The 17709-nt window shown below is 73.2% G+C and carries 19 protein-coding genes and 1 pseudogene; 9 read left to right on the top strand and 11 right to left on the bottom strand.

Going from position 1 to position 17709, the window contains the following annotated elements; translation table 11 throughout:
• Positions 1-18 precede the first annotated feature (18 nt).
• Complete coding sequence (locus AB0G28_RS42770) at positions 19-1035, top strand: Glu/Leu/Phe/Val dehydrogenase dimerization domain-containing protein (protein WP_361103344.1); 1017 nt, start codon at positions 19-21, stop codon at positions 1033-1035.
• A 178-nt stretch (positions 1036-1213) separates the two neighbouring features.
• On the opposite strand, the gene AB0G28_RS42765 is transcribed toward AB0G28_RS42770, so the two are convergent.
• Together AB0G28_RS42765 and AB0G28_RS42760 are read right to left on the bottom strand one after the other, a co-directional pair.
• On the bottom strand, positions 1214-1675 hold the full coding sequence (locus AB0G28_RS42765; RefSeq protein WP_361103383.1) for a hypothetical protein: 462 nt from the start codon (positions 1673-1675) through the stop codon (positions 1214-1216).
• A 214-nt stretch (positions 1676-1889) separates the two neighbouring features.
• Positions 1890-2030: pseudogene (locus AB0G28_RS42760) on the bottom strand (PHP domain-containing protein); the annotation flags it as partial.
• A gap of 37 nt (positions 2031-2067) precedes the next feature.
• On the opposite strand from AB0G28_RS42760, the gene AB0G28_RS42755 reads away from it, so the two are divergent.
• Positions 2068-4803, top strand: coding sequence for an FAD-binding and (Fe-S)-binding domain-containing protein (locus AB0G28_RS42755; protein ID WP_361103342.1), 2736 nt, complete (start codon positions 2068-2070; stop codon positions 4801-4803).
• Here AB0G28_RS42755 and AB0G28_RS42750 read toward each other — a convergent pair whose 3' ends face one another.
• Genes AB0G28_RS42750 through AB0G28_RS42735 form a run of 4 tightly spaced genes read right to left on the bottom strand, consistent with a single transcriptional unit; the run spans position 4804 to position 7327 of the window.
• The gene (locus AB0G28_RS42750) at positions 4804-5367 is read right to left on the bottom strand and encodes a TetR family transcriptional regulator (protein ID WP_361103340.1); all 564 of its coding nucleotides are present in this window, start codon (positions 5365-5367) and stop codon (positions 4804-4806) included.
• A 41-nt stretch (positions 5368-5408) separates the two neighbouring features.
• On the bottom strand, positions 5409-5603 hold the full coding sequence (locus AB0G28_RS42745) for a ferredoxin (protein WP_361103338.1): 195 nt from the start codon (positions 5601-5603) through the stop codon (positions 5409-5411).
• A gap of 3 nt (positions 5604-5606) precedes the next feature.
• Positions 5607-6821, bottom strand: a complete 1215-nt coding sequence (locus AB0G28_RS42740; protein ID WP_361103336.1) for a cytochrome P450 — start codon at positions 6819-6821, stop codon at positions 5607-5609.
• The gene (locus AB0G28_RS42735; RefSeq protein ID WP_361103334.1) at positions 6818-7327 is read right to left on the bottom strand and encodes a PadR family transcriptional regulator; all 510 of its coding nucleotides are present in this window, start codon (positions 7325-7327) and stop codon (positions 6818-6820) included. The genes AB0G28_RS42740 and AB0G28_RS42735 overlap by 4 nt, the downstream gene beginning before the upstream one ends.
• 175 nt (positions 7328-7502) lie before the next feature.
• Here AB0G28_RS42735 and AB0G28_RS42730 point away from each other — a divergent pair, with 175 nt between their 5' ends.
• Positions 7503-8684 carry a cytochrome P450 gene (locus tag AB0G28_RS42730; protein ID WP_361103332.1) on the top strand — a complete coding sequence of 394 codons (1182 nt, stop codon included), beginning with the start codon at positions 7503-7505 and terminating at the stop codon, positions 8682-8684.
• Entirely contained in the window at positions 8678-8902 is a 225-nt protein-coding gene (locus AB0G28_RS42725; protein ID WP_361103330.1) for a ferredoxin, read from the top strand. The genes AB0G28_RS42730 and AB0G28_RS42725 overlap by 7 nt, the downstream gene beginning before the upstream one ends.
• Here the strand turns inward: AB0G28_RS42725 and mtnA are convergent.
• The gene (gene mtnA / locus AB0G28_RS42720; protein ID WP_361103328.1) at positions 8899-9864 is read right to left on the bottom strand and encodes an S-methyl-5-thioribose-1-phosphate isomerase; all 966 of its coding nucleotides are present in this window, start codon (positions 9862-9864) and stop codon (positions 8899-8901) included. The genes AB0G28_RS42725 and mtnA overlap by 4 nt on opposite strands.
• Positions 9865-9911: 47 nt before the next feature.
• Here mtnA and AB0G28_RS42715 point away from each other — a divergent pair, with 47 nt between their 5' ends.
• Positions 9912-10310 carry a RidA family protein gene (locus tag AB0G28_RS42715; RefSeq protein WP_361103326.1) on the top strand — a complete coding sequence of 133 codons (399 nt, stop codon included), beginning with the start codon at positions 9912-9914 and terminating at the stop codon, positions 10308-10310.
• A 171-nt stretch (positions 10311-10481) separates the two neighbouring features.
• On the opposite strand, the gene AB0G28_RS42710 is transcribed toward AB0G28_RS42715, so the two are convergent.
• The 3 genes from AB0G28_RS42710 to AB0G28_RS42700 form a co-directional block, all read right to left on the bottom strand.
• Positions 10482-11276, bottom strand: a complete 795-nt coding sequence (locus tag AB0G28_RS42710; RefSeq protein WP_361103324.1) for a PIG-L family deacetylase — start codon at positions 11274-11276, stop codon at positions 10482-10484.
• A gap of 62 nt (positions 11277-11338) precedes the next feature.
• Positions 11339-12130, bottom strand: coding sequence for a DNA-formamidopyrimidine glycosylase family protein (locus AB0G28_RS42705; RefSeq protein WP_361103322.1), 792 nt, complete (start codon positions 12128-12130; stop codon positions 11339-11341).
• Positions 12131-12154: 24 nt separating this feature from the next.
• The gene (locus AB0G28_RS42700) at positions 12155-13300 is read right to left on the bottom strand and encodes an MFS transporter (RefSeq protein WP_361103320.1); all 1146 of its coding nucleotides are present in this window, start codon (positions 13298-13300) and stop codon (positions 12155-12157) included.
• Between the two features lie 47 nt (positions 13301-13347).
• Here AB0G28_RS42700 and AB0G28_RS42695 point away from each other — a divergent pair, with 47 nt between their 5' ends.
• On the top strand, positions 13348-14754 hold the full coding sequence (locus tag AB0G28_RS42695) for a PLP-dependent aminotransferase family protein (RefSeq protein WP_361103318.1): 1407 nt from the start codon (positions 13348-13350) through the stop codon (positions 14752-14754).
• Here the strand turns inward: AB0G28_RS42695 and AB0G28_RS42690 are convergent, their stop codons facing one another.
• Positions 14755-15381: a glyoxalase gene (locus AB0G28_RS42690; protein ID WP_361103316.1), complete on the bottom strand. Its 627-nt coding sequence runs from the start codon at positions 15379-15381 to the stop codon at positions 14755-14757.
• Between the two features lie 99 nt (positions 15382-15480).
• Between AB0G28_RS42690 and AB0G28_RS42685 the strand changes: the two genes are divergently transcribed.
• The 3 genes from AB0G28_RS42685 (at position 15481) to infA (ending at position 17640) form a co-directional block, all read left to right on the top strand.
• Positions 15481-16497 carry a GNAT family N-acetyltransferase gene (locus AB0G28_RS42685; RefSeq protein WP_361103314.1) on the top strand — a complete coding sequence of 339 codons (1017 nt, stop codon included), beginning with the start codon at positions 15481-15483 and terminating at the stop codon, positions 16495-16497.
• A gap of 175 nt (positions 16498-16672) precedes the next feature.
• A complete protein-coding gene (locus AB0G28_RS42680) occupies positions 16673-17416 on the top strand; it encodes a GNAT family N-acetyltransferase (protein WP_361103312.1) in 744 nt (247 codons plus the stop codon).
• On the top strand, positions 17416-17640 hold the full coding sequence (gene infA, locus AB0G28_RS42675) for a translation initiation factor IF-1 (RefSeq protein ID WP_361103310.1): 225 nt from the start codon (positions 17416-17418) through the stop codon (positions 17638-17640). Before AB0G28_RS42680 ends, infA begins: the two co-directional genes overlap by 1 nt.
• The last annotated feature ends 69 nt before the right edge of the window (positions 17641-17709 follow it).

The following is a 17709-nucleotide window of genomic DNA, read 5'->3' as shown; positions in this document are numbered from 1 at the left end:
ACTCTAACTTCGGCGGGCATGACCGCACATGAGCAGCTCGTGGCCCGTCGTGGCCGGCGTTCCGGCATCACCACGATGATCGCGATCCATTCGACCGCCCTCGGCCCCGCCGTCGGCGGCTGCCGCTTCAAGCCGTACGCCGGTCTCGACGAGGCCGTGGCGGACGCCCTCCGCCTGTCCGCCGCGATGACGGCGAAGTGTGCCGTCGCGGGGTTGGCGTACGGAGGCGGTAAGAGCGTCATCGCGCCGGAGCGTGCGCTGACGCCGTCCGAGCGCCGGGACGTCCTCCTGGACCACGCGGACCTGATCGCCGAGTTCGGCGGCGCCTACCTCGCCGGCCCGGACATCGGCACCGGGCCGGCCGACATGCTGGTGTTCCGCGAGGTGTCGCCGTTCGCGTTCTGCACCCCCGAGCCGGCGGGCGGCACGGGCTCGTCCAGCGGCCCGACGGCGGCCGGCGTGCTGGCGGCGTTGCGCGCGGTGTTCGGCACGGCGGACATGACGGGCCGCCGGGCGGTGATCAGCGGCTACGGCGCGGTCGGCGGCCACCTGGCTGCTCATTTGAGGGCGGCGGGCGCCGACGTCGTCGTTTCCGACATCGACCCGGCGAAGCGAGCGGAGGCCGAGAGCAGCGGACTGACCTGGGTGGAGCCGGAGAAAGCACTCACCTTGACGGCCGACGTGGTGATCCCGGCCGCGGTCGGCGGGGTGCTGAGCCCGTCGACGGTGGCCCGGCTCGACACACCGGTGGTGGTCGGGCCGGCGAACAACCAGCTCACCGGTGATGAGGTGGCGGCTGAGCTGGCCGCGCGGGGCGTGCTGTGGATCCCGGACTACGTGGCCAGCGCGGGCGGGATCGTGTACACGCTTTCGCGGGAGGCGGACGGCCTGAGCCACGACGCGGCGCTGGCCCGGGTGGAGGCGATCGAGCGGACGGTGGCGGACCTCCTCGCGGCGGCTTCCGCCCACGGGACCACTCCGCTGGCGGAGGCATCGGCCCTGGTCGAGCGGCGGCTCGGCGCCTCGGCAGGCTAGGTCCCCAGCGCCCCAATGTGGCGTTCGGTGCGTTCAGCGCACCCAATGTGGCGTTCGGTGCGTTGGACGCAACCAACGCCACATTGGGGCGCTTGAGCGGGGGCTACGAGGCAGGGCCCCGGGTCGGCTCGGGTCTGGCCCGGAGCCGAGCCGGGGCAGCGGCTCGCGGCCGCTACCCTCAGCGTCCCGCCTGGTCGCGGAGGGCCGCCAGCACCTCCGGGTCCGTCGTGAACTCGCCGAGGCGGACCGGCTTGCGGTCGCCGTGGAAGTCGCTCGAGCCGGTGACGGCCAGACCCAGCTCCGCGGCCACCGAGCGCAGCCGCTGCCGGACCTCCGCCGGCTGCTCCGGGTGCTCCGCCTCGACGCCGGCGAGCCCCGCTTCGGCGAGGCGGGCCAGCTGGGCGTCCGTGACCTCCGCCCGGCGCTTCACCGACCGTGGGTGGGCCAGCACCGCCGTGCCGCCGGCCGCGCGGACCAGGGCGATCGCCTCCGTCGTGGCCAGCACGTGCTTCGGCACGTCGGCTCGGCCGCCGTCGGCGATCCAGTCCGGGGTGAATGCGTTGTCGGTCACACCCGACGCCACCAGCGCCGCCGCCACGTGCGGGCGGCCCAGCGGTGCGCCGGCCGCTATCGCCTCCACCTGCGACAGCGTGATCGGGGGCGCCCAGCTCGCGGCAGCGTTCCACCATGCGGACCGCGCGGCGGGTCCGGTCGGTGCGGATCAGCTCCAGCTCGGCCGCCAGCGGCGCGTGCCCCGGATCGACGAAGTAGCCGAGCAGGTGCACCTCGGCGTCGTCGAGGCGGCACGAGATCTCCACGCCGGGCACGACCTCGACGCCGTCCGCCGCCTGGGTCGCCGAAGCCAGCCCGGCGAACGTGTCGTGGTCGGTCACGGCGATCACCATCAGCCCGGCGAGGGCGGCCAGCCGGGGGAGCTCCGCGGGCGGTGTCGTCCCGTCGGAGGCGGTGCTGTGGGTGTGCAGGTCGATCGTCACGCAGCGGATCGTCCCACCGATCGTCTTGAATGGGGACGTGGAGATCCTCACCGACGCCGCCACGCTCGCGCTGTACACCACCGACGCCTCCAACTACCGTCACGTGCCCCGTGGCGTGGTGCTGCCCCGGACCGTCGGCGACGTCGTCGCCGCGGTCGCCGAGGCCCGCGCGCGCGACCTGCCGGTGATCGCGCGCGGCGGCGGTACGAGCGTCGCTGGGAACGCCTGCGGGCCCGGGCTGGTGATCGACACCTCGAGACACCTCGGCGGCGTCCTCGAGCTGGACCCGGAGGCACGGCTCGCGCGGGTGCTGCCCGGCACGGTCCTGGACGACCTCCAGACGGTCGCGGCCCCGCACGGGCTGCGGTTCGGCCCGGACCCCTCGACGCACAGCCGCTGCACGCTCGGCGGGATGATCGGCAACAACGCCTGCGGCTCGCACTCGGTGGCGTGGGGCCGCACCGCCGACGTCGTCCGCTCCCTGGACATCCTGCTCTACGACGGCACGCGGCTGCGGGTCGGCCCGGACGAACCCACGGAAGGCCCGATCTTCGACGAGCTGCGCGCGCTGGTGCGGGACAACCTGGCGTTGCTGCGCAAGGAACTCTCGACCTGGCCACGCCGCGTCTCCGGCTACGGGCTCGAACACCTGTTGCCGGAGAACGGTTTCGACGTCGCCAAGGCCCTCGTCGGCAGCGAGGGCACGTGCGTGACCGTCCTGGAGGCCACGGTCGCGCTGGCCGAGCTGCCGGAGCGCCGGGTGCTCGCCGTGCTGGGGTTCCCGTCCGACATCGCCGCCGCCGACGCGGTGCCGGAGATCCTGCCGTGGTCGCCGCTGACCGTCGAAGGCGTGGACGCCGAGCTCGTCGCGATGCTCCCCGGCCGGGCCGGCGACCTGCCGCCGGGCGGGGCCTGGCTGTTCGTCGAACTGGCCGGGGACGATCCGGCGGAGCGGGCTCGCGCGCTGGCCGCGTCGCTCGATCTCACCGGCTTCACGGTCCTCGACGACCCGGCCGCGCAACGCCGGTTGTGGCGCATCCGCGAGGAAGGCGCCGGGCTCGCGACCCGGCTCGCCGACGGCTCGGAGGCGTGGCCCGGCTGGGAGGACGCCGCCGTCCCGCCGGAGCGGCTCGGCGCGTACCTGCGCGAGTTCAAGGACCTCATGCGCGCGCACGGCCGCCGCAGCGTCGTCTACGGACACTACGGCGAGGGCTGTCTGCACCTGCGGCTGGACTTCGACCTGCTGTCGCCGCGAGGGATCGCCGGGTTCCGGCGGTTCCTCGAGGAGGCCGCGGACCTCGTCGCGGCGCACGGCGGGTCGCTGTCCGGCGAGCACGGCGACGGCCAGGCGCGGTCCGAGCTGCTGTCCCGCATGTACAGCCCGGAAATGCTGGCCGTCTTCGCGCGGTTCAAGGCGATCTTCGACCCCGCCGGTCGGATGAACCCCGGCATCCTGGTGGCGCCGCGGCCGGTCGACGCGAACCTGCGGGTCCGCCCCGCGCCACTGTCCATTGAGGACATCACCGTGCTCGGCTATCCCGAGGACCGGGGGAGTTTCGGGCAGGCGATGCGGCGCTGCGTCGGCGTCGGGAAGTGCCGCAACACCAGCGGCGGCGGCGTGATGTGCCCGAGCTACCGGGCCACCCGCGAAGAGAAGCACTCGACGAGGGGACGCGCGCACCTGCTCGCCGAGATGCTCAATGGCGAGGTGATCAAGGACGGCTGGCGCTCGTCGGAGGTCCATGAGGCATTGGATCTCTGTTTGTCCTGCAAGGGCTGCCTGTCCGACTGCCCGGTCGATGTCGACATGGCGACCTACAAGGCCGAGTTCCTCCACCAGCACTACCGGCGGCGGCTGCGCCCGGCGTCGCACTACTCGATGGGCTGGCTGCCGCTGTGGCTGCGCGTCAGTGCGCGGCTGCCCCGGCTGGCCAACGCCGTCGCTCGGTCGAAAGCCGCGTCGCTGCTCAAACGCCTCGGCGGGATCGCCCCGGAGCGCGCGCTGCCGGAGTTCGCGCCCTCGCCGTTCACGACGTCACGGGCGGACCTGCGGCGCCGGGCCTCGGGCGAGCGCCGCGTGGTGCTGTGGCCGGATTCGTTCAACAACTACCTCACGCCGTCGGTGCTGGAGGCCGCCCACGAGGTGCTGACCGCCGCCGGCTACGACGTGGTCCTGCCGGACCGCGGAGTCTGCTGTGGACTGACGTGGGTGTCGACGGGCCAGCTCGGCGTCGCGCGCCGGGTCCTGGACCGGACCCTCGACGTACTGGCGCCGTACCTGGCCGACGGGTACGAGGTGGCGGGCCTCGAACCGAGCTGCACGGCGTTGTTCCGCGGCGACCTGCCCGCGCTCATGCCGGGCGACGCGCGTGCCGAGCTGCTGGCGTCGCGGACGTTCACGTTCGCCGAACTGCTGTCCCGGGCGCCCGTCCCGTTCGCGGACCTCGACGTCGACGCGATCACGCAGGTGCACTGCCACCAGCACGCCGTCCTGGGCTTCGGCGCCGACGAGTCCGCGCTGGCGGCCGCGGGCGTCCGGAACACCACGCTGGACTCGGGCTGTTGCGGCCTGGCCGGCAACTTCGGTTTCGAGCGCGGTCACTACGACGTCTCGAAGGCCGTGGCCGAGGACCGGATGCTCCCCGCGATCCGCGCGGCTTCGCCGGACACGGTGGTGGTTTCGGACGGCTTCAGCTGCCGGACGCAGATCGCCCAGGAGTCGGGCCGCGAGCCGGTGCACCTGGCGGAACTGCTGCGGCGGGCCCTGCCGTGACTATTCGGCGCGCTCGAGCAGCGTCCGGACGGCGGTGAGGACGAGCCGGACGATTTCGTCGGGGTCGGCGCCGGCCAGGGGCTGCTTGCCGGTGATCTCGCGGACCACCCCGATGCCCATCAGCCAGGCCAGCGCGAGGTCGGCGCGCAGCTCGGCGTCCGGGGCGTCGGTCAGCGTGGCCAGGATCCGCGCGTACTCGTCACCGATCTCCTCGCGGAGCACGGCCCCGACGTCGCCGCTGCCCGACGAGCGCAGGTACGTCTCCAGCGTCCGGTTCCGGTCGCCCCCGGGCTCGAGCATGCTGCGCAGCGAAGCGCTGAGCAGCCGCTCCGGCGGGTGGCTTTCGAGGTGCTCCCGCCCGCTGCGGGCGATCACCTCTTCGAACAGCGCTTCCTTGCTGCCGAAGTAGCGGAACAGCAGCGATTGGTTGGCCCCGGCCAGGTCGGCGATGTCCCGCACGGTCGTCCGGTCGAAGCCGCGTTCGGCGAACAGCTTCGCGCCGGCGTCCAGCAGGGCCTGGCGCGTCGCGGCCGCGTCGCGCTTCCGGCCCGGCTGTTCGGTCACCGGTGAAGGTTAACCGCCCGGCCGGGCCGGAGCGCGGCGGCTCAGCCGGTGACCCGGATCGCGGCGGCGGGGCAGCTCAGCTCCGCCTGCCGGACGGCGTCCTCTTCACCCGCGGCGGGCTCGTCGGTGAGGAGGACGACCGTGCCGTCCTCCTCGTCCTGGTCGAACGTGTGCGGCGCCAGCAGGACGCACTGTCCGGACGAGACGCAGCTGCTCGTGTCGACGGTGATCGCCACGGCTCACCACTCCACGGGAACGCGCTCGACGCCGCCGGCGACGCGGTTCTTGCGGACCGGGATCTCGTCGATCCCGACCGCCAGCCGCAGGCCGGGGAAGCGGCTGAACAGCTTGGGGAACACCGTCCGCAGCTCGGTGCGGGCGAGGTTGGCGCCGATGCAGACGTGCGCGCCGCTGCCGAAGGCGAGGTGCACGTTCGGCGTCCGGTCCGGGGCGAACTCGTCGGGGTCGGCGAACACCGACGTGTCGCGGTTGGCCGCGTCGACGGCGATGAGCACCGCGTCGCCGCGCATGATCCGCGTCCCGGCGATCTCGACGTCTTCGTGGGCGTACCGCAGCAGGCCGGTGCCGCTGGTGGCCGTCAGCCGCAGGATCTCCTCGACCGTCTGGTTCACCCGGCCCTCGGGGTCGGCGGCGAACCGGTCGCGGCGGGCGGGGTCGCTGAGCAGGAACAACGTGCCCATCGCGATGCGCGTGGACGTCGTCTCGTGCCCGGCGAACAGGAGGCCGGCGCCCATCCGGGCGAGGTCGTCGTCGGTGAAGTCCGGGTCGTCGGCCTGGACGGCGACCATGTCGGAGATGACGTCGGGCCGCGGATCGGCGCGCTTGGCGTCGGCGAGCTTCGTCATGTAGGCCTTGAACTCGGTCATCGCGGCCTGGGCGTCCTCGCCGCCGTCCATTTTCGCGATCCGCTCGGACAGCCCGCGGAAGTGCTCGCGGTCGGCGTACGGCACGCCGAGCAGCTCGCAGATCACCAGTACCGGCAAGGGGAACGCGAGGAAGTCGGTCAGGTCGACGGGCTCGCCGGGGTTCGCGTCGCGGGCGGCCTGCAGGTCGTCCAGGCAGCGGTCGGTCAGCTCCGCGATGCGGTCGCCGAGCGCGCGCATGCGGGGCGCGGAGAAGGCGGGCGCGAGCATCCGGCGCATCCGCTTGTGTTCCCGCTCTTCGGTTTCGAAGTCGCCGCTCGGGCCGTTCTGCACCGCGGCGAAGGAGATCCGCGACGCCTCTTCCGGCTTCGGGTGCGAGCGCCCGAAACGGCGGTCGCGGAAGACCTCCTTGGCTTCCTCGTACGTCGTGATGAGCCACGCGGGGTCGCCGGCGGGCGTCAGCACGCGGCTCACCGGCGCCTGCCGCCGGAGGACTTCGTAGTCCGGGGCGATCGCCAGCGCGTTCGCGCGGGCGAAGGGGAGACGAGGCGTTTCTTCGGTGGTGGTCATGCGCCTTCTCTCGGGTCGGTTTTCAGGTCGGCGAGCCAGCGGAGCTCGGCGTCGAACTTCCCCAGGACGTGCCGCAGCGCGGCCCGGCTCCACGGGTCGGCCTGCCCCGCGGCCAGCCCGGTGAGCCGCGCGTGCTCGGCGGTCAGCGCCCGCTCGCGAGTGTCGAGGATGCGTGCCCGTTCGTCCTCGCGCAGCCAGGCGAAGTTCCCGACGCGGGCCAGGAACTCGGTTTCGTTGAGCGCCAGGTCGGCCGGGAAGTCGGCGAGCATGTCGTGCAGCAGTTCCCGCCCGACGTCGGTGATCGTGTAGACGTGCCGCGGCGGTTTGGCCTCCTGTTCCTCCGCGCTGCGGCTCACCGCGCCCGCGTCGACGAAGCGCCGCAGCGTCGGGTAGAGCGAGTTGTTCGACAAGGTGTGGCCCGTCGAGGCCTCCACGGCCTTGCGCAGTTCGTAACCGTGCCTCGGCTCGACGGCCAGCTTCGACAGCAAGAGGATCTCGATCCACACCTAGGTCACCGTAACCTAGGTCTTCGTGACACGGCAATGGCTCACCGTGACATCCGGACGGAAACTTTCCGTTACGGCCGTGACCATCGGTGATCAACGCGGCGCTCGACGTGAGCTTGATCGCTGTGTAGCGTTGTAAGCGGCTGCTTACAAATCTGGAGCACGGGGGGTTCCCATGACTGCCGAAGCACTCGCGTATCCCTTCAACGAGGATGCGGGGCTCGACCTCGACGAGGCCTACGCGGCCGCCCGCGAAGCCGAGGGCATGGTGCGGGTGAAGATGACCTACGGCGAGCCGGCGTGGCTGGCCGCGCGCTACGCCGACGCCCGGCTGGTGCTGGGCGACCGCCGGTTTTCGCGGGCCATGGAGAAGGAAAAGGACGCGCCGCGCCTCTCGCCCGTGATGCAGGACGGCGGCATCCTGCAGATGGACCCGCCGGACCACACGCGGCTGCGGACGCTGGTCGCGAAGGCGTTCACCATGCGGCGCGTCGAGCAGCTCCGGCCGCGCGTCGCCGCCCTCGCGTCGGAGCTGATCGCCGGCATGAAGGCGGCCGGCCCGCCCGCCGACCTCGTCGACGCCTACGCGTTGCCGATCCCGGTCGCGGTGATCTGCGAGCTGCTCGGCGTCCCGGTCGCCGACCGGCCGAAGTTCCGCGTCTGGAGCGATGCGGCGCTGACCACCAGCGGGCTGACGCCCGGGGAGTTCGAGCGCAACCGCGAAGAACTCCGTGACTACATGCGCGGCCTGATCGCCGAGCGTCGCGTCCGGCCCCAGGACGACCTGATGACGGCGCTGATCGAAGCCCGCGACGTCCGCGACCGGCTCACCGAGCTGGAGCTGGTCGACCTGTGCGTCGGCATCCTCGTCGCCGGGCACGAGACCACCGCGAGCCAGATCCCGAACTTCGTCTACGCGCTGCTGGACCAGCACGAGCAGTGGGAGCGGCTGTGCGCCGACCCGGACCTGGTCCCGGCGGCGGTCGAGGAGCTGCTGCGGTTCGTGCCGCTGGGGGCCGGCGCGGCCTTCCCGCGGTACGCCACCGAAGACGTCGAGGTCGGCGACGTGCTGGTGCGGGCGGGTGAGCCGGTGCTGGTCGCCGTCGGCGCGGCGAACCGCGACGGGCTGCAGTTCGGCGACGCGGACAAGCTGCGCTTCGACCGCCCCGAGAACCACCACCTCGGCTTCGGCCACGGCGTCCACCACTGCCTGGGCGCGCCGCTGGCCCGGCTCGAACTGCAGGAGGCGCTGCGCGCGTTGGTCACCGAAATGCCCGAGCTGCGCCTCGCCGGCGATATCGTGTGGAAGACGCAGATGATCGTCCGCGGACCGCGGTCGATGCCGATCGGATGGTGACGATGAGCTGGCACGTGGAGATCGACGAGCACACCTGCATCGGCTCGGGCATGTGCGCCGCGCTGCTGCCGGAGGTGTTCGTGCTGGACGGCGCGGTCGCGCACCCGGTGAACCCGTCGGTGGACGCCGACGAGACCGTGCTCGACGCGGCGGATTCGTGCCCGGCGATGGCGATCACGGTGACCGACGGCGGCCGCGAGATCGGCCCTCGTCCTTAGGGGGTGAAGCGGCCGTGCTCGGTGACCACGGCCGTGATCAGCTCTGCCGGGGTGACGTCGAACGCGGGGTTGAAGACCCGCGCGTCCGGCGGCGTGACCGGCACCCCGCCGTACTCGGTGAGCTCGCGGGCGTCGCGTTCCTCGATGGCGATGCCCGCGCCGTCCGCGAGCTGCCTGTCCACTGTGGACGAAGGGGCGACCACGACGAACGGCACGCCGTGGTGCTTCGCGGCGATCGCCAGGCCGTAGGTGCCGATCTTGTTGGCGACGTCGCCGTTGGCGGCGATCCGGTCGGCGCCGACGAGCACGCAGTCGACGAGCCCGCGCGCCATCGCGGCGGCGGCCGCGCCGTCGGGCTGGACGCGGTAGGGGACGTTCGCGCGCGCCAGCTCCCATGCCGTCAGCCGGGCACCCTGGAGCAGCGGGCGCGTCTCGTCGACGAGGACCTCTCCGACGAGCCCGCGTTCGTGCAGGTGCCAGACGACGCCGAGCGCGCTGCCCCAGCCGACGGTCGCGAGCCGCCCGGCGTTGCAGTGGCTGAGCAGCCGGAGCGGCCGCCGCGGGCACTCGGCGAGCACGATCTCGGCGGCGTGGCGTGACGCCGTCTTGTTGAGTTCTTCGTCTTCGGTGAGCAGGGCGAGGGCTTCCGCGAGCACGGCGTCCGGGCCTTGGGGGAGCTTCGCCAGCGCGCGTCCGACGCCCCAGGCCAGGTTCACCGCGGTCGGCCGGGCGTGGGCGATCAGCTCGGCATCGGCTTCGACGTCGCCGCCGTGCCGCGCGGCCAGCGCGACCCCGAGCGCCCCGGCGGCTCCCAGCGCGGGAGCGCCACGGACGGCGAGCCGCTTGACGGCGTCGACGAGCTCGCCGACGGTCCGCAGCTCCAGCAGCCGGTACTCCGCGGGCAGCGCGGTCTGGTCGATGATGACGATCGCGCCGTCCGCCCAGTCGATGGTCCTGCGCACGTGCTCTCCCTGGGGATTTCGCTTGCCCGGCCGGTGAGGATGGAGCCGTGACCATTGAACGGCAGAACCCGCCCGGGCTGCACACCCCGCCGGGCTACCACCACGTGACGGTGGCCTCGCCGGGCCGCACGCTGTACCTGGCCGGCCAGTGCCCGCTCACCGAGGACGGCTCGGTCGTCGACGGCGACGTCCTCGCCCAGACCGACCAGGTCGTCGCCAACACGGCGGCCGCGCTGGCGTTCGCGGGCGCGACGCCGTCCGACGTGGTGCGCACGGTGATCTACGTGGCCACCGACGACCGCGAGGTGCTCTCGGCGGTGTGGGACCGCCTGGCGAAGTCGGCGATCGGAGCGGCGTTCACCTCGGCGAGCACCCTGCTCGGCGTCGCCCGGCTCGGGTACCCGGGCCAGCTGGTCGAGCTGGACGTGACCGCCGCGCTCGCCTGATGCCCAGCCAATCACGCGAGATACGCGCCTGATCACGCGGGTCACGGGTCTGGTCACCCGAATGCGGTGTTACCGGACCGGCTCGCGTGCCCGGAGGGTCGGCTCGCGTGATTGGAGGGTCGGCTCGCGTGATTGGAGGGTCGGCTCGTGTGATTGGAGGGGCATCACGGGTTAGAGGCCGGCCATCAGGTCTGTCTCCGTTATTCCTGGGCCTTGGCCCGTGCGGATGAACCACTCCGTGCCGAAGGCGAACGTGAACGCCTCGTCCGGCATGGCCAGCATGAACATGTCCTCGCTGATCTGGCTCGGGTGTGCCCGCATCGCCGCGCGTTTGACGTCCGCGTACTTCGCCACGTCCACCGCCGCCGTGATCTCCGCTTCCGGTTTGCCGAACTCGACGTTCTCCGGCGGCTTCGGCGCGGCTTCCGGCGGGATCAGGCCCTGCTCGACCGCCGCTTCGAAGCCGCGTTGCATGAACTCGCGGTTGAACGTCGCCTGGAAGACGCGGGCGGTGCCGGCCAGCTCGGCGGCCCGGACGCCGACGCGGTGGACCTGGATGTGGTCCGGGTGGCCGTAGTCGCCGTTGTCGTCGTAGACCGTCAGGACGTCGGCCGACTCCTCGCGCAGGATCGCCGCGAGCTGCTCGGCGGCCTTTTCGACGTCGGCGCGCCAGAAGCAGGCCGGGTCGTCGTTCGTCGGCTCGCCCATCATCCCGGAGTCGCGGTAGCCGAGGAACTCGACGCGTTCGACGCCGAGGATCTCCGCGGCCGCGTACGACTCCTGGACGCGCCTGTCCGCCAGTTTTTCGCCTTCGGCGAGAAAGCCTTCAGGCACTTCGCCGACCTCGCCCTTGGTGGCGACGACGAGCACGACCCGGTGCCCGTCCTCGACGGCCTTGCGCATGACGCCCGCGGTGCGGAGACATTCGTCGTCCGGGTGGGCGTGGAAGGTGACCAGTGTTGCCATGTCCGCGACGCTACCGAATGGCACCGACAAAAACCGTCCGCCAGGATGCGGTCCGGCCCGCGCTAGACCTGCTCCTCCGGGCACCACCAGGTCGACCGGCCGCCGACGGTGCCGTGGACCATCCCGGCGCCGCACCGCGGGCAGTGGCCGCCCGCGCGGCGGTGGCCGATGATCTCGCCGGTGTGCACGCCACCGTGCTCGATCGCCGCGCGCAACGACTTCCGCAGCGCCTTGTGCAGGTTCGCCAGGTCGTCGCCGTCCAGTTCGTGGACCGGGCGCGCCGGGTTCAGCGCCGCCTGCCAGAGGGTTTCGTCGGCCAGCAGGTTGCCGATGCCGGCCACCACGGACTGGTCCAGCAGCCGCGCCTTCACCGGTGCCCGCCCGCGGCCGACGCGGTCGCGGAACTCGCGGCGCGAAACCTCCCCCGCGTCGGGGCCGAGCGCGTCGAGATCGGGGTCGAGCCGGACCCGGCTGAGCCGGCGGGTGTCGAACAGGCGCAGCTGTTCGCCGTCGGCGAAGGTGATCCCGAACCGGAACCACTCGGGTTTCTCGTCCCGGTCGCGATGCCGCCCCGGCGGCCCGCTCGCGCCCGCGAACCGCAGCTGCCCCGCCATCCCGAGGTGCACCCCGAGGTTCGGGCCGGGCCGCCCGTCGCCGACTTCCGTTTCACACCACAGCGTCTTGCCCCGCCGGTGCGCTTCGGTCAGCCGCCCGCCCCGCAACGCGGCGGCGATGTCCCCGGGGGCGTGCGGACGGCAGACCCAGTCGTCGTGGTCGTCGACGTCCCGGATCTCCCGGCCGAGCGCGCCGGCGAGGACCTGGCGGGCGAGTTCGGCTTCGGGGAGTTCGGGCACCCCGGAAAGTCTGCCGGAACCCGGTCAGGGACGCCGTGCGAGCAGGAGAGCGGGCAGCATCAGCACGGCGGTGACGGCGAAGGTCGCCGGGTACCCGGCCGGGCCGGCGAGCAGCCCGGCGCCCAGCGCGCCGGCCGCCATGCCGAGGTCGTAGGCCGCGTTCCAGATCGCGCTCACCGCGCTCTCGCCGCCGGCGGGCACCCGGGCGTACATCAGCGTCAGCGTCGCGTTCTGCAGGACGCCGAACCCGGCGCCGAACACGAGTGCCCCGCCGATCACCGCGGCGGGCGTGCCGGTCCACGCGATGGCCGCCATCCCCGCGGCGGCCGGCACCAGCCCGGGGACCAGCAGCCGGGCGGGGCCGTGGCGGTCGCCGAGCCGCCCGGCGATCCAGCGGGTCGCGGTGGCCGCCGCGGGCTGGGCGAGCAACGCGCTCGCGGCGACCCACGCCGGCTGCTCCGCGGCGGCCAGCGGCAGGAAGGTGACCAGGACGCCGACCGCGGCGGTCGACACCGCGAACAGCGTCGCGGGCCGCCTCACCATGGGATTGCGCAGGCCGGCGAACACCCCGTGCCCGCCGTCGTCCCGCGGTGTGGCGGCGTGCCGCGGCAGGCCGGGCACGGACACCAAGGCCAGCAGGGTGACCACCGCCGTCACCACGAACACGGGGGTGTACCCCCAGTTCGCCGCCGCCCACACCCCCGCCGGCAACGCGAGCAGGCTCGGGATCCCGCCGACCATCCCGACGAGCGCGAGACCCTCGCCCCGCCGCTCCGCCGGGATCAGCAGGGCGGTGACGGCGCCACCGGCCACGACGGCGATCGCGTACCCGATGCCGCGTACGACGTTGACGGCGACGATCACGCCGAGGTCGGAGCTGAAGGGCAGGACCAGCGCCGGCGCGCCGAGCAGGATCAGCCCCGCGGCCAGCGCCCACCGGTAGCCGACCCGGGCGACGAGCCTCGGCGTCACCAGCTCGGCGGCCACCGTGGCCAGCAGCAACGCGACCGTCGTCAGCCCGGCCCCGGTCTCCGAGCCGGCGTCCTTCGCCAGCAGGGGCACCACCGAGAGCGGCAGGAAGAAGCCGATCGCCGAGCCGACGATCGAGACGAAGCGCACCGCCAGGGCACGGGACACCAGCCGGGGCCGGAGCTGCAGGTCAACGGTCATGGCGAGAACGCTAAGAGCGAACCGGATCACCGGTAAGGTCCAGTTCCATGGCTGTGGAGTGGGCCGGTTCGGGTCCGGAGCTGCTGTTCACGATCGACCGCGAGAGCGGCGCCGGGCTCCGCGCACAGCTGGAGGAGCAGCTGCGCGACGCGATCTGCGGCGGCCGCCTGGCGGGCGGGGAGCGGCTGCCGTCGTCGCGCGAGCTCGCCCGCGCCCTCGGCCTGTCCCGCGGCCTGGTGCAGGACTGCTACGCCCAGCTGCAGGCCGAGGGCTACCTGACCAGCCGTCCCGGATCGGCCACGCGCGTGGCCGCGGTCGCTCGCCGGGCGACGCCAACCCAGGCGAGCACGCCGTCCCCGCCGCGGCCCGCGATCGCCGACTTCCGCCACGGCGTCCCCGATCTCCGCCTGGCCCCGCGCGAGGACTGGGCGTGGGCCGTCCGCGAGGTCTGCCGCACCGCGCCCAACACCGCCTTCGACTACGGCGACCCGGCGGGCGACCGGCAGGTGCGCGAGGTGCTGGCGGCCTACCTGCGGCGGGTGCGGGCGGTCGCGGCCACGGCCGAGCACGTAGTCGTCTGCACCGGGATGGCGCAGGCCCTCGGCCTGGTGCTGCGGGCGCTCGCCGCCGGCGGCATCGGCACCCTGGCCGTCGAGGACCCCGGCGCCGTCCGCTCGACGGCCGAGCAGGCGAACGCCGCGGGCCTGTCCACGGTGCCGGTCCCGGTCGACGAGGACGGCCTCGACGTCGCCGCGCTCGACGGCAGCGGGGCGCGTGCCGTGCTCGTGACCCCGGCCCACCAGTGGCCGACGGGGGTTGTGCTCGCCGGGCACCGCCGCCGGGAACTGCTCGAGTGGGCGCGCCGGCGTGACGGCGTCGTCATCGAAGACGACTACGACGCGGAGTTCCGGTACGACCGCGACCCGGTCGGCTCGGTGCAGGGCCTCGGCCCCGACCACGTCGTCTCGCTCGGCACGGTCAGCAAGTCGCTCGCGCCCGCCCTGCGCCTGGGCTGGCTGGTGGCGCCCGACCGGCTGCTTCCCGCGGTGGCGCGCGACAAGCTCGTGAGCGACCGCGGGAGCCCGGGCCTCGACCAGCTGGCGCTCGCCCTGCTCATCGAATCCGGACGCTACGACCGGCACTTGCGCCGCGTCCGCGCCGAGTACGCCGCCCGGCGCCGGACGCTCGTCGACGCGCTGGCCGCGCACGCCCCCGGCCTCCGCGTCACCGGGCTCGCCGCCGGTTTCCACGCGGTCCTGCACCTGCCGGCGGGGACGGACGAGGCGCGGGTGATCGAGCAGGCCCGGCAGCGGGGCGTCGGGCTCTACGGCCTCGCCCCGCTGCACCAGGCGCCGGGGCCGAGGCCCTCGCGGCTGGTCCTCGGTTTCGGCGACACCCCGCGGCACGCGATCGAGCCCGCCATCGCCGCCGTCGCCGACCTGCTGCGCGGGTGATCAGGACAGCGTCGCGGCCGCGGTGGTCTCCCAGGCGAACCCGTCCGGGTCGGTGAACGGCTCGCTCGCGCCGGCGACCGCGATCCGGTGCGAGCCGGAGCCGTCGGGGGAGACACCGGCGTCCTTGGCGAGCGCCTTGTGCCGGTACAGCGCCAGCTTGACGGGGCTCGAACCGGCGTCGAACTCGACGTACATGCGGCCGAAGCTCTTGCCGACGGTCAGGCCGTGCTCGACGTAGAACTTCTTGCTGGCGGCCACATCGGCGACGCCCAGCAGCAGGACGACGGCGTCGATCTCGCGGGTCGCCGGGCCGGTGTTCTTCTTGGCGGAGGTCGCGAGCTTCCAGATCGTCCCGTCCGGCGCCCGGACGGTGCCGCCGTAGCCCCACATGGACTTGGTGGCGGGCTTGATGGTCGTGGCCCCGGCTTCCAGAGCGGTCGCGATCAGGGAGTCGACGTCGGCGGGCTGCGGCACGGTGAGGGAGAGGGTGAACCCGCGGAAGCCGGTGGTCGGCTCGTCCGAAGCCCGGAAGCGCAGCTGGCTGCCGAGGCCGAAGGCGTTGGCGTAGAAGCGCTCCGCGGCGGCGGGGTCGGTGACTTCGAGGGTGATGGCTTCGATGTTCGTCATGCCGGTAACGCTAGGTCCGGGCCGCTGACCGGCGCTTCTCGATTCCTGATCGGTCCGGGGGCGGTACTTTGGGGACCGGGCGAGGGGGAGGAACAGGCCGTGACGAACAGTGCGCGCATCGAGCGGTTCGACCCGCGACGGGCGACGGAGACGGAGTTCGCGGGCTACCACGCGGTGGTGGCGGCGAGCGAAGCCGCCGACCGGCCCGGTGAACCGGGGCTCCCGCTCGCCGAAGTGATCGGACGGCTGACCGAGCCGTTGCCCGGCATGGGCCCGGCCGCGCACTGGGTCGCCCGCCGCGGGCAGCGGCTGGTCGCCCTCGCCGAGGTCCACTTCCTCGCGGACGAGAACAGCGGGATCGCGCTGACCGGCATCACCGTGCACCCGGACGAGCGTGGTGCGGGGATCGGCACGGCGCTGCTGCGGGCGGTGGTGCCGGAGCTGCGGGCGCGGGATCGCCGGACCGTGGAAGGCTGGCAGGTGGTCGCCGGCACCGCCGGTCAGCGGTGGGCCGAGGCGCGGGGTTTCCGGCCGGTCCGCGCGACCGCCCGGCAGGCGCTGGTCGTCGCCGAAGCCGACCCGGCGCGGTGGGACGTCCCGGTGCCCGGGGGATACCGCTTGCGGTCCTGGATCGGCGCCGCGCCGGAGGACGTCGTCGCGTCCTACGCCCGGGCGCGCGGGGCGATCCACGACGCTCCGCTCGGCGAGTCGGAGTTCCGGTGGCCGGAGTGGACGGTCGGCCGGGTCCGCGCCGCCGAAGCGGATTTCCGGGCCCAGGGCATCGAGCAGCGGGTCGTGGCCGCCGTCCACGACGCGAGCGGCGACGTCGCCGGGTTCACCGAAGTGTGCCTGCACCCGCGCCGGCCCGACTGGGCCTACCAGCGGGACACCGCCGTCCTGGCCGGGCACCGGGGACACGGCCTGGGCCGCTGCGTCAAGGGGCACCTGACCCGGTGGCTGGTCGCGGAACGGCCGGCGGTGGCCCGGATCAGCACCACGACGGGGGAGGACAACGCGCACATGCTCCGCGTCAACCGGGACGTCGGCTACACGACGCTGCGGAGCATGATCGCCGTACGGCAGGGGCTCGAGGAGCTGACGGCCCGGCTCGGTTAATCGCTGGGCAAGCCGGGCGGCGGCTGATAACTTGCCGTGGACCGTGACCCGACCTTGGGAGGTGACACCCATGAACGCTTACCCGATCTGGGTGCTCCCTGCCGTCGTCACGGTCGGGCGGCTGACGTAGGGGTCGCCGGGAGCGCTCGGCAAGCACTCCCGAAAGGCGACACCCATGAAACCTGGACAACCCACCGTGGTGGTCACGCGGGTCGCGGAGCGGCAATGGCACGCTCTGGACGACGACCGCGTGGTCGGCCGCGGCGAAGCTTCTCCCCGGCCCGACGGACGGCTCTTCCTGAGCATCGACGTGTGGCACGACGCGGTCTTCGACCGGCTCGCCGGCGTCATGCTCCCGGCCCTGCCGAGGCCACTGTCCACAGTGGTCGGTGAAGACGACGTCGAGCTGACGTCCCGTTGGCGGCGAGCCGGATTCGCGATCCGGCGCCGGGAATGGGAATACCTCGTCCCCACGGCCCCGGCGGCGCCCTCCGCCGTGACGATCGTCCCCGGCCGCGAGGCGGACATCGAGCGGCTGCGCGAGCTGGACCGCGCGATCCGCGCCGAAGTCGAGGCCGGCGTCGGCTGGCACGAAATGCCGGCCGAGGTGCTGCCGCGGATTCCGGCTCTGGACCCGTCGAAGTACACGATCGCGGCGAACGGCGACGAGTACGTGGGTTTCCTCCGGCTCGCGCCGGTGACCCGGCAGCCCCGGATCGGCCTGGTCGCGGTCCGCGCGGCCGAACAGCGCCGGGGAATCGGCCGCGCGCTGCTGACGCATGTGCTCGGTGCACTGCACGACGCCGGAATCGAGACGGCGTCGGCGGAAGTGAGCGAGACGAACGCGGCGGCGACGGCCCTGTTCGACAGCGTCGGCGCGCGGCGGACCGGCAGCAACCTCGAGCTGGTGTTGCGCTGATGGCGAAGACCGCGGGCGGTATCGAAGTGGAGGGCACCGTCGTCGAGTGCCTGCGCAACGCCACTTTCCGGGTGGAACTGGAGAACGGGCACAAGGTGCTCGCGCACATCAGCGGCAAGATCCGGAAGAACTACATCAAGATCCTTCCGTTCGACCGGGTGCTGGTGGAGCTGAGCCCGTACGACCTCGCGCGAGGGCGGATCCTGTTCCGGTACCGGAACTAGCGTCGCGCGTCCGAGGTTACGGCGGCCCGGGATGCGCCCCAATGTGGCGTTCGGTGCGTTGGACGCACC

This window comes from Amycolatopsis sp. NPDC021455, assembly GCF_040640995.1.
Classification (GTDB): domain Bacteria; phylum Actinomycetota; class Actinomycetes; order Mycobacteriales; family Pseudonocardiaceae; genus Amycolatopsis.
The sequence above is the reverse complement of the archived record's forward strand: the minus strand, read 5'-3'. Positions and strand labels throughout refer to the sequence as shown.

Coding starts and splice junctions, on each gene's coding strand:
- AB0G28_RS42690 (WP_361103316.1), bottom strand. CDS start 15,381: ATGACGAACATCGAAGCCATCACCCTCGAAGTCACCGACCCCGCCGCC.
- AB0G28_RS42730 (WP_361103332.1), top strand. CDS start 7,503: ATGACTGCCGAAGCACTCGCGTATCCCTTCAACGAGGATGCGGGGCTC.
- AB0G28_RS42680 (WP_361103312.1), top strand. CDS start 16,673: ATGAAACCTGGACAACCCACCGTGGTGGTCACGCGGGTCGCGGAGCGG.
- AB0G28_RS42710 (WP_361103324.1), bottom strand. CDS start 11,276: ATGGCAACACTGGTCACCTTCCACGCCCACCCGGACGACGAATGTCTC.
- AB0G28_RS42770 (WP_361103344.1), top strand. CDS start 19: ATGACCGCACATGAGCAGCTCGTGGCCCGTCGTGGCCGGCGTTCCGGC.
- AB0G28_RS42700 (WP_361103320.1), bottom strand. CDS start 13,300: ATGACCGTTGACCTGCAGCTCCGGCCCCGGCTGGTGTCCCGTGCCCTG.
- infA (WP_361103310.1), top strand. CDS start 17,416: ATGGCGAAGACCGCGGGCGGTATCGAAGTGGAGGGCACCGTCGTCGAG.
- AB0G28_RS42695 (WP_361103318.1), top strand. CDS start 13,348: ATGGCTGTGGAGTGGGCCGGTTCGGGTCCGGAGCTGCTGTTCACGATC.
- AB0G28_RS42725 (WP_361103330.1), top strand. CDS start 8,678: ATGGTGACGATGAGCTGGCACGTGGAGATCGACGAGCACACCTGCATC.
- AB0G28_RS42740 (WP_361103336.1), bottom strand. CDS start 6,821: ATGACCACCACCGAAGAAACGCCTCGTCTCCCCTTCGCCCGCGCGAAC.